General features: G+C 44.3%; 8 protein-coding genes and 1 tRNA gene. 2 read left to right on the forward strand and 7 right to left on the reverse strand.

Annotated elements, in window-relative coordinates:
* Together IJJ71_RS11455 and IJJ71_RS11460 are read left to right on the forward strand one after the other, a co-directional pair.
* A partial coding sequence (locus tag IJJ71_RS11455) for a hypothetical protein (protein ID WP_296847163.1) occupies positions 1-583 on the forward strand: 583 nt, incomplete at its 5' end.
* A gap of 21 nt (positions 584-604) precedes the next feature.
* A complete protein-coding gene (locus tag IJJ71_RS11460; RefSeq protein WP_296847165.1) occupies positions 605-1,099 on the forward strand; it encodes a DUF456 domain-containing protein in 495 nt (164 codons plus the stop codon).
* A 62-nt stretch (positions 1,100-1,161) separates the two neighbouring features.
* Here IJJ71_RS11460 and IJJ71_RS11465 read toward each other — a convergent pair whose 3' ends face one another.
* The 7 genes from IJJ71_RS11465 to IJJ71_RS11495 all read right to left on the reverse strand — a co-directional run bounded on the left by IJJ71_RS11465 (position 1,162) and on the right by IJJ71_RS11495 (position 9,461).
* A complete protein-coding gene (locus IJJ71_RS11465) occupies positions 1,162-2,607 on the reverse strand; it encodes a TrkH family potassium uptake protein (protein WP_296847167.1) in 1,446 nt (481 codons plus the stop codon).
* Complete coding sequence (locus IJJ71_RS11470) at positions 2,608-4,047, reverse strand: NAD-binding protein (RefSeq protein ID WP_296847168.1); 1,440 nt, start codon at positions 4,045-4,047, stop codon at positions 2,608-2,610. It lies immediately after the preceding gene.
* 7 nt (positions 4,048-4,054) lie between these two features.
* Positions 4,055-4,127 (reverse strand) — tRNA-Ile (locus IJJ71_RS11475).
* A 75-nt stretch (positions 4,128-4,202) separates the two neighbouring features.
* Positions 4,203-4,991 carry a rhamnogalacturonan acetylesterase gene (locus IJJ71_RS11480; RefSeq protein WP_296847169.1) on the reverse strand — a complete coding sequence of 263 codons (789 nt, stop codon included), beginning with the start codon at positions 4,989-4,991 and terminating at the stop codon, positions 4,203-4,205.
* On the reverse strand, positions 4,988-6,835 hold the full coding sequence (glmS, locus tag IJJ71_RS11485; protein ID WP_296847171.1) for a glutamine--fructose-6-phosphate transaminase (isomerizing): 1,848 nt from the start codon (positions 6,833-6,835) through the stop codon (positions 4,988-4,990). The genes IJJ71_RS11480 and glmS overlap by 4 nt, the downstream gene beginning before the upstream one ends.
* A gap of 21 nt (positions 6,836-6,856) precedes the next feature.
* Positions 6,857-8,299 carry an HD-GYP domain-containing protein gene (locus IJJ71_RS11490; protein ID WP_296847172.1) on the reverse strand — a complete coding sequence of 481 codons (1,443 nt, stop codon included), beginning with the start codon at positions 8,297-8,299 and terminating at the stop codon, positions 6,857-6,859.
* Positions 8,286-9,461 (reverse strand): hypothetical protein, encoded by a 1,176-nt coding sequence (locus IJJ71_RS11495; protein ID WP_296847173.1) that lies wholly within the window; start codon positions 9,459-9,461, stop codon positions 8,286-8,288. The genes IJJ71_RS11490 and IJJ71_RS11495 overlap by 14 nt, the downstream gene beginning before the upstream one ends.
* Between the last annotated feature and the right edge of the window lie 164 nt (positions 9,462-9,625).

Raw genomic sequence — 9,625 nt, forward strand, 5'->3', positions numbered from 1 at the left:
CAAAATGGCAGATTTCGTAATCGAAGACAAAACCGAGCTTTCAGCCCTTAAAGAATGGATGGAAAGCCACGATTTTTGGACAAGCCCGGCAAGCACGCGCTTTCACGGAAATGTAAAGGGCGGATTGGCAGCACATTCTCTCATGGTGGCAGTCCAGGCCTTGCGATTTGCCGTTCCGTTCGCAGAGAATTTCGCACTTTCAAAACGAAGCGGCAAATTTGACTTTACCGCAGCAGATGTATTTATTTCAGGAATCGCGCACGATTTTTGCAAGGCCGGAGCATACGCAACCGAAAGCAAAAAGACAAAAGACTTCAACGGAAACTGGAAATACGAGCCGTACTACAAAACAAAGTCAGATTTGCGCAATCTCGGTCACGCAAGCGAATCTGTGCTTCTTCTGCTCGAATCAATGCCTTCCATGCTCAAACGCAGAATCGTAATCGAAGCAATCAAGTGCCACATGGGTTTTTCAGATCTTGCTCCAATGGAAACTTACAATTATTCAAACCTGCTTCAAAATCCGCTCGTGCTTTTGATTCAGCTCGCTGATCAGTCTGCCGCACAATGGTGGGATTTGTAAATTTTTTTAAGGGGGAAGTTCATGCACTTTGATCCTACGCTTTTTTTCGCAATTTTGGCTGGAATTCTGCTTTTGGTTGGTCTTGTCGGAACTGTCCTTCCGGTTTTGCCGGGGCCACCAATTGCATGGGCAGGGCTTCTTGCCGCCCACTTCTCGACTTATTCAAAAATTGAAATCTGGATTTTGATTGCGACAGGAATTGCGGCGGCTCTCATCACCGTAATCGACAATATTTTCCCTTCGCTGATGACAAAAAAAGCTGGTGGAAGCAAGGCTGCGACCTGGGGCTGCACAATCGGTCTTCTCGCATCTTTCTTTTTGGGGCCGATTTTCATTCTGATTGCCCCTTTTATCGGAGCTTTTATCGGGGAAATGATTCACGATTCTTCTGATTCAAAAAGAGCACTCAAAGCCGCGTTCGGAGCATTCAAAGGATTTCTGCTCGGAACCGGGCTTAAAATGATTACAGTAATATGCTTTATCTGGCTGTTTTTGTGGAGCATTTTCTGGAGATAATCGAGCGGCCTGTTCGGAGGCCGGTGTTTCCGCCCTCTGCCCACTAATCTGTTCCGCCGTGGTTACTTTTTCCAGTAATCCGGGAACAGGAAGATAATCAGATTGTAAAGTTCGAGACGGCCTGCAATCATCACGAAACAATACCAATATTTTAAGAACGGCGATATTATGCCGAAATTCTGGCTCGGATTGAGAGTGCCGAACGCAGGACCAATACTTCCTATCATGGAAAGACTTGCGGTGAAACTTGTGAAAATATCAAGTCCGCAGAAAGTGCTGACCATTGTTGAGATAAAAGTCAATCCAAAATAAACGAAAGTAAAAGCCGCGACATTGAAAACCAAATCTTTTCGGCCAGCTTTTTGATTGATGCTTACAGTAAAAATTCCGTGCGGATGCAACATTCTGAGCATTTCATTCCATGCCTGTTTTTTGAGAACTACCCAGCGAATAATTTTGAATCCGCCTGAAGTTGAGCCAGAACAACCGCCAGTGAAGAAAAGCAGGAAAATGAAAAACTGAGCCGCACTTGGCCATGTCGTAAAATCATCAGTCGCGTAGCCGGTGGTTGTCATAACCGAAGCGACCTGAAAGCTTGAATATCGAAGGGCTTTTGCGAAAGAGCCGTAATGAGGAATCAAAACTAGCGTAATTACGGCAATACAAATCAAAAATAATGAAATATAAGCTTTTAACTCAGAATTCTTTTTGACTTCATCAAATTTGCCTGTAATCACATAAAAATACAAGCTGAAGTTGACTCCAGCAAGGAACATGAAAATCGTGCAGACAATTTCTACGGCAAGCGAGTTGTACGCACCGATGCTGGCATTTTTTGTTGAAAAGCCGCCAGTTCCCAAGGTTGAGAAAGCATGACAGATAGAATCGATGAAATCCAGTCCGCATACTCTGAGCGCGAAAATTTGAGCAACGGTAAAACCTGTGTACAAAAACCAAAGTGTTTTTGCCGTGTTTGCCATTTTCGGAGTAATCTGCCCCTTTTCCGGGCCGGTACTCTCGGCCTTTATGAGCTGGAAGCTGCCCACACCCAAGAGCGGAAGAAGTGCTACCGTGAGCGCGATAATTCCCATGCCACCGAGCCAGTGCATCTGACATCGCCAGAGATTTATTGACCGAGGAAGACATTCAACATCACCAAGGATTGTAGCTCCTGTTGTTGAAAAGCCAGAGACACTTTCAAAAAGTGCATCGTGAAAATTTGGAATTACGCCTGACATCAAAAGCGGAAGCGAGCCGAACACGCTGATTGAAAGCCATGCAAGAGCTACAAAAGCAAAAACGCTCCTTGTTGAAAACTTGATTTTTGTTTTTTTGCCGGCAAAGTAAAAAACAGCCCCAAGCACGAGGGAAGAAAGAAGCGGAAGTGCGAAACTTGGAATAACGCTGATTTCGCCACAAAAAAGAGCCGTAAAAATTGGAAGAATAAGTGAAAATCCCACGATTGCGAGAATGATAAAAATCAGCCTGGCAAAAACAAAGATTTGCATTTATTCCGACGCTCCGAATTTGTGCATTACATGGTCATTTTCAGTGGCGTTGATAATCAGGATGATTTTGTCGCCTGATTCCAAAACCGTGTTTCCGCCAGGAATGGAATACTTTTCTTCGCCGATTTTTTGCACCTGGAGAACCAAGAATTTTCCGTTCTCAGCAATATCTTTGAGAGCTTTGCCTTTGACTTCGCTTTCTTCGGGAACTGTGATTTCTGCGATTTCGAGAGAGCCGCCGTTTACTGAATGGATTCCGGTTACGCTGTCTCCGCGAAGATGGCTCATGATGCTGTCGATGACTGAATCCCGAATTGGAACCGCAACTTCGATTCCGATTTTGCGGGCAACTTCTCCAAAGGCTGAATTTGCGACCAGAGCGATTGAATTTTCAACGCCAAGAGATTCGATGTAAGCCGCCATGACCATATTCAGCTCGTAGTTTTGAGTGGTACAAATTACGAGATCGAATTTGTCAATTCCTTCTTCCTCGACAAAGCCTTCTTCGGTGATATCCGCGCAGAAAACTTTTGTATTCGGGAATTTTTCGCTGGCAGCCTTTGCGTTGGCTTCGTCAGTATCGACAATCACGAAATCCTGGGAAATCCGTGATTTGAATCCGAATAATTTTTTGATTCGGCTGGAACTTTCTTTTTTAATCAACCTGTCGGCGACAATCATGCCGATTCGGTTGGCTCCAACAAGAGCAATTTTTTTGACATCTTTGAGCTTTGAGCCGCACAAGGCGAGCATTTCTGGCAAATCAGAACGCTGCATGAGAACGCCAAGACAATCGCCACCATGCAATATTGTGCCGCCGCTAGGAAGTGAAGTTTCGCCGTTGCTTTCGACATAACCGACCAAAAATTGTTTTTCGGTCATTTTGCGCATGTTCTGCAAAGCGATTCCGTCAAGCCGGCTAGATTTTTCAACAGTGACGCGGATAAGTTCATAAGAAGAATTTTCAAATTGAAGCGAATCAGTGATTGCACCATGCTCAACAGCTGCAACGATAGCTTCTGCAGCCTCGACATCAGGATGAATCATAAAATCGATTCCATAAAGATGCCGGTTTTCGTTGGAAAGTTTTGTCGCGTGTTTTTGGGTTGCCGTACTTGTGTTCATGTAGTAGGCGTAATTTCGGACACGGGCAATTTTTAGGATTTTTGGATAAACTGAATCAACAAGGGAACAAGTAATCATGTTCACTTCGTCATTTGAAGTGACACAGACAAGGGCATCAGCCGTCTCGATTCCGGCTTCTTCAAGAGTGTCGAGATTGTTTCCGTCAGCAAGAATTACATTGCAGTCGAGCCTGTTAGATGCGTGGCGGACGGTCGTTTCATCGTTATCGATTAGGACGACATCATTTTTTCCATTAATAAGACGCTTCGCAAGCTGAGTGCCAGTAAAACCCGCGCCAACGATTACGATTTTCATTTAAAAATGGGACATCTTGGATTTGAACCAAGGACCAAAGGATTATGAGTCCTCTGCTCTAACCGCTGAGCTAATATCCCTAACTCCTATAACGAAGTGCATTTATTATATCAGAAAAAAGAGGGTTCGGTCAACTTAGAAAATAATTATTCCTGTTATTTTTGAAAAACCGTGTATTCGTCGTCGATTTCGGCATTCGCGCTTTCTTCAAGCACACTCTCAACCTCAAGGAATGGGCTTTCCGTGCCGCTCATACAAGAATCAGAAAGAACTTTGTATTCCGGGAAACTTTCTGAAATCTTCTTGATTTGTGCGGCGGCAATTTTGGAATAAGCGTTTGCCCCTTCCGGGCGAAGATGGCTGTTGTCTCCTCGACCGAGCGGAAAATTTTCATAAATATTTGAATCAAAATTCATATAAAAACGACGGCTTTCTTCAAATCCTTTTTTTGCAAGGAAATCGAGGGTGAGCTTGTTCATGTCGATGCAAGGAATATTTTCTTCGGCGGCAGTTTCGATAATCGCAACAGAATATTCTCCGTGACTATCCTTTACTTTGCCGTTCTCATCAAACATTCTGCGAGCCATCGGTGTGAGAAGAACCGGAAGAACGCCCTTCCCTTTCAGCTCACGCACAAAATATGTAAGATTTTTTCGGAATGAACCGCCCTTTTCCGGGCTTGTATGGCGCAAAGGATCATCTTTTTCGTCATTGTGACCAAATTGAATGAAAGCAAAGTCGCCATCTTCAGCTTCGGCCATAACGCGCATAAAACGCCCTTCGTCGATAAAAGATTTTGTGCTCCGGCCGTTCCGTGCAAAATTGAGCCACTGAGTGCTTACCGGGAAAAAGCGGGCAAGTTCCTGCACCCAGCCGGTCTGCGGAAAGGTCGAGAAGTCGTTATACTGCATTATGCTGTCGCCGAGACAAAGGACTCTCATCATTCCACTGTTACCGATTTAGCGAGGTTGCGAGGTTTGTCAGGGTCGTTGCCACGCAAGATTGAGCAATAATATGCGAAAAGCTGCGCCGGGATAATCGAAAGCATAGAAGCAAGTGCCGGTTCTGAATCCGGGATTGTGATTACTGAGTCACAGCAATTGTTGAACGCACCTTTTTTGTCGAGCGTGATTGCCATTGTGACAGCCCCACGGCTTTTTACCTCAACGATGTTTGAAGCAAGTTTTTCGTATAGCTCTGGCTCGGTGGCGATTGCGACTACGAGAGTATCCGGATCAACGAGAGCAATCGGGCCGTGCTTGAGTTCTCCTGCGGCAAAGGCCTCACAGTGCATGTAGCTGACTTCTTTGAGTTTGAGCGCGCTTTCGAGTGAAGATGCAGAGTCGAATAAGCGACCAATATAGAAGATTTTTGATTTATTGAACTGCTGGCTTGCGAATTTCTGGATTGAAGCCTGATTGTCAACAATCTCCTGTGCTTTTGAAGGAATTGCAGAAATCTCAGAGAGGAGTTTAGAATATTCGGAAGATGAAATAATTCCGCGCTCTTTTCCAAGTTTGATTGCAAGGAGATAGAGACACATAAGCTGAGTTGTGTAAGCTTTTGTAGAAGCTACGGCGATTTCCGGGCCTGCCCAAGTGTAAATCACTTCATCGGCCTCGCGGCTTACAGTTGAGCCTACGCAGTTTGTGATTGCGATGACTTTTGCACCAGCCTGTTTTGCAAGGCGGAGAGCTGCAAGTGTATCGGCTGTTTCGCCAGACTGTGAAATTACGATGAAAATATCATTCTTGTTGAGGATTGGATTTCGGTATCGGAATTCTGAGGCAACATCAACCACGACAGGAATGCGAGCGAACTTCTCAAAAGCGTATTTTCCGACAACGCCAGCATGATAAGCCGTACCACAAGCTGTGATTACGATACGGCCGGCCTGCTTCCAATCCTCGCCGAAGTTGATTTCGTCAAATTTGATGTCGGTTGGCTTGTCACCTTCAAAAACAAGGCGCGGACGGAGTGTGTCAGTGAGAGCTTTTGGCTGCTCGTGGATTTCTTTGAGCATGAAGTGAGCATATCCACCCTTTTCTGCGCTGGCCATATCCCATTCAACATGAGATGGCTCGCGGACGACTTTGTTTCCGTCTGAGTCGAACAAATCAACATGGTCGTTATAAAGAACAGCAAGCTCATTCTGGTTGAGATAGTAAACATCGCGTGTGTATTCAAGAACGGCAGGAACATCCGATGCGATGAAATTCTCGCCTTTGCCCAACCCTACGATGAGAGGACTTTCTTTGCGGGCTGCAATCAGGCGGTCAGGATATTTCGTGCAGAGAACGCCGAGCGCGTAACTTCCTTCAAGACGATGAAGAGTCTCCAGAACAGCCTTGAAGATTTCACCTGTCTTTTCGTAAAAATAGTTGATGAGGTGAGCGATAACCTCTGTGTCAGTCTGGCTTTTGAAAACAATGCCCTGATCCTGAAGCCATGCTTTGAGTTTGGCATAATTTTCGATAATTCCGTTGTGAACGACAGCGATTGTGCCAGAGACATTTGTGTGCGGATGAGAATTGAGGTCACTTGGCTCGCCATGAGTTGCCCAGCGGGTGTGACCGATTCCGACGGAGCCTTTGATTACTTCGTCAGCAATTTTTGCTTCAAGGAATTTGAGTGCACCTTTTGATTTGCGCACCAAAATTTCATCAGAATCTTCTGACAATACCGCGATTCCGGCTGAGTCGTAACCACGATATTCCAGCTTTTTCAGACCATTAATAAGAACTGGAGTTGCCTGCTTTGCACCGACATATCCGACTATTCCACACATATTCTCACCTGCTTAAATAACTTATAAAATTGAATCCAAAGTTTTTACGACATCAGCATCATAAAGATTTGGTTTCGACAAAAGTTCCTTGATTGCTGTTTCCTTATCCATAATCTGCTTGTAGTTTCGGCGGCTGATAAGCGAGTTGTAACTTTCTGCGACATGGATAAGCCGGGCGATATGAGGAATATCAGGCCCCATAAGAGCATAATAACCAGAACCATCGTTGTTTTCGTGATGATACATTGCGGCATCTTTGAAAATCTGCCAGTATTTTCGCGGAACAAAACCAAGATACTGCTCGTAAAGCTTTACATGCTCCTTAAGCTGCTTTCGCTGCTCATCAGTTAAATTTTCAGCTTCAAGAAGCTCTTCTGGAACAGCAAGGAAGCCTGCATCATAAACCATTGCCGCCGCAAAGTAAATCATTGATGAATTCTGGTCAAGGCCAAGCCGCATTGCAAGTTTGTAAACAAGTTCGCTGACATTCTTAGAATTGTTTTTGCGCCTTGTTACAGCATCAATTTCGCTGCCAAGTTTTTCACAATCAATAACGAGCTGTTTAAGTTCAGCTTTTTCATCGTCGTTAATTTCCGGAGCAGGAAGCGCGTCCATGCCCCATCTTGAACTGCCGGCTGATTTTAAGCCCATGCCGCCAAAGTCCGTGACTCCGCCAAGAAGAAGCTGATTGTTCGTCTGCTGCATTCCGGCAATGAGTTTGAGGGTAGAATCAAGCTGCTCAGCCTGCATTCTTGTGGCACGGCTTGAAGCACGGATTCCGACCATCACAAGAATCAAGAATACGATGAAACCGACGGAACCGAGAATAACAATAATCCAGATTGTCTTGTGGCTGTTCTCGCTGAGTTCCTTAATTGTATTGTTAGTGGTTTCAGAAACTTCGCGGACAGCATCGGCTGTTTTTTCGCCAGCAGATTCAAGGCCCTGCCTGATGGCTTCTTTCATTTCCTCGTTACCAGCCTGCTGAGTAGCCGCAATGCTCTCCATTATTTCTTTATTTTGAGCCTGCTGTTTGTCCGCAATTGACTCCATTGTTTTTCGGGTCTCGGCATCACGGGCAGCTTCCTTTATATCAGACTGAATCTGCAAAATCTGCTTTACATATTTTTGAACCTGCGGATCTTCTGCAATTTTGGGATAAGTCTGAAGATTCATTGTGACATCGTTGAACAAAGTAAAATCCTTTGTTTTTGTCATTTTTTCGAGAAGTTTTGTGTAGATTTGAGTCGCAAGAAGATAAACATTGCCAGGAATCTCATCTTTGTTCTCTGACAATTTCAGTGCTGCATTTATTGTTTTAAATGCCTCTTCATATTGCATGTTAGTATACTGGTCATCGGCTTTCTGAAGATATCTTGTGACCAGACTTGATGTTTGCGCGAAAATGAGGCCGGCAATAAAAAAGCAGAGAATCCCCATCAGGTATTTTTTATTTTGTAACATTTCCAACTCCAATTGCAAATGTGATTTTTGACCGGTTTTCCATCTCGCTTTCTTTTTTGAGAAGAAGCAGATTCTGGAAGCCAAGTTCAATTCCGAATTTAGTTTTGTCATTAACTGCCATTGGAAGAAGTATAGAGCCTCCGAATTCCATGGCAGAAGTCAGTTCACTGTAAGCAAGATGTCCTATGTCATAATCGTAGAACATGCGCATCTGAACATCACTGAAATGAATATTGTCAAGGGCAAGGCCAAGGACAGGAGAAACAAAAGATTTCATTGAACCAGTGCGCTCCCGCTCATTTGATGCCAGCATATTGGCAGAGATGCCTGCACGAAGGAAAAGATATTTGCTGAAATCAGAAAAAGCGAATTCTGGAACAAAACGCCCAGAGAAGAAGAATTCCTGAACCTCATCTTCATTTGATGTATTTGTTCCTTCCTGCTGCTTTTTTAAAGCGCCATCCGATGACAAAGTTACGATGTGCGCGTCGGCAAAAATGTCAACGCCGGCAATAAATCGTTCTGTAGGATAGAAGACATTTGCTCCGACACCCAGGCCGTATTTTAAGTTTGTATAATCAGGTTTTGAGACTTTTTGATATGCAAAATCAGCAAGAATGAGTTTTATCGTCCAGATTTTTGATGAGAACGAAGACTTTTGCTCATTGACATAAACTTCGCGCCCAGAAGCAGTGCTTACAACCTGATAGTTGCCACGGTTTTCAAGCTGCTGCTTAGACCTTGCATTTCGGGCAGCGATACGCTCTTCTTCAAGCCGGCGGCGGTTTTCGGCAGCCTGATTTGCGGCCTGCTGATTCAAGATTGCCTTGTCGATGTAAGAATACAACTCAACGGCATCGAAATTTTCAAGATTGTTGTCGATTACAGCCAAAGAAGTTTGCCTTGCCAGCTCCAGGTTGTCCATAATGATAAGCTGACGGGTCTTTTTGAGGGTGTAATTTTCAATCATCTGATAATTTGGAGAATATCTGTTGTCTGCAAGAACTTTTGAGATAGCTTCAGATGATTTTGCGGCAATCGCCATGTCAATTCGTTTGTAAACATCGCTTAATTCTTCTGAAGCCTGGGCAAAAACAGAGAAACTGCCCAAAAAGCACAGGAAGAGCGCAAGCAATTTAGGATTTTTCTTAAATATTTTCACGCGACAACCTCTTTAGTAAGTATTCATTTTAGCAAACATAGAGTGATTCCGCAATCAACTTTTCTAGTTTGCACCCTTTTTTACTACTTTCCGACACAGAAGTGCGAGAAAATTGAACCAAGAACATCGTCAGGGGTGACATCGCCTGTGACTTCTCCAAGAGC

Origin of the sequence: Treponema sp. (genome assembly GCF_017430385.1) — a bacterium.
Lineage (GTDB): Bacteria > Spirochaetota > Spirochaetia > Treponematales > Treponemataceae > Treponema_D.

What these genes read in the sequence shown, in the direction of transcription:
- IJJ71_RS11460 (WP_296847165.1), top strand. Translation starts at nt 605, where the DNA reads ATGCACTTTGATCCTACGCTTTTTTTCGCAATTTTGGCTGGAATTCTG.
- IJJ71_RS11465 (WP_296847167.1), bottom strand. Translation starts at nt 2,607, where the DNA reads ATGCAAATCTTTGTTTTTGCCAGGCTGATTTTTATCATTCTCGCAATC.
- IJJ71_RS11470 (WP_296847168.1), bottom strand. Translation starts at nt 4,047, where the DNA reads ATGAAAATCGTAATCGTTGGCGCGGGTTTTACTGGCACTCAGCTTGCG.
- IJJ71_RS11480 (WP_296847169.1), bottom strand. Translation starts at nt 4,991, where the DNA reads ATGATGAGAGTCCTTTGTCTCGGCGACAGCATAATGCAGTATAACGAC.
- glmS (WP_296847171.1), bottom strand. Translation starts at nt 6,835, where the DNA reads ATGTGTGGAATAGTCGGATATGTCGGTGCAAAGCAGGCAACTCCAGTT.
- IJJ71_RS11490 (WP_296847172.1), bottom strand. Translation starts at nt 8,299, where the DNA reads ATGTTACAAAATAAAAAATACCTGATGGGGATTCTCTGCTTTTTTATT.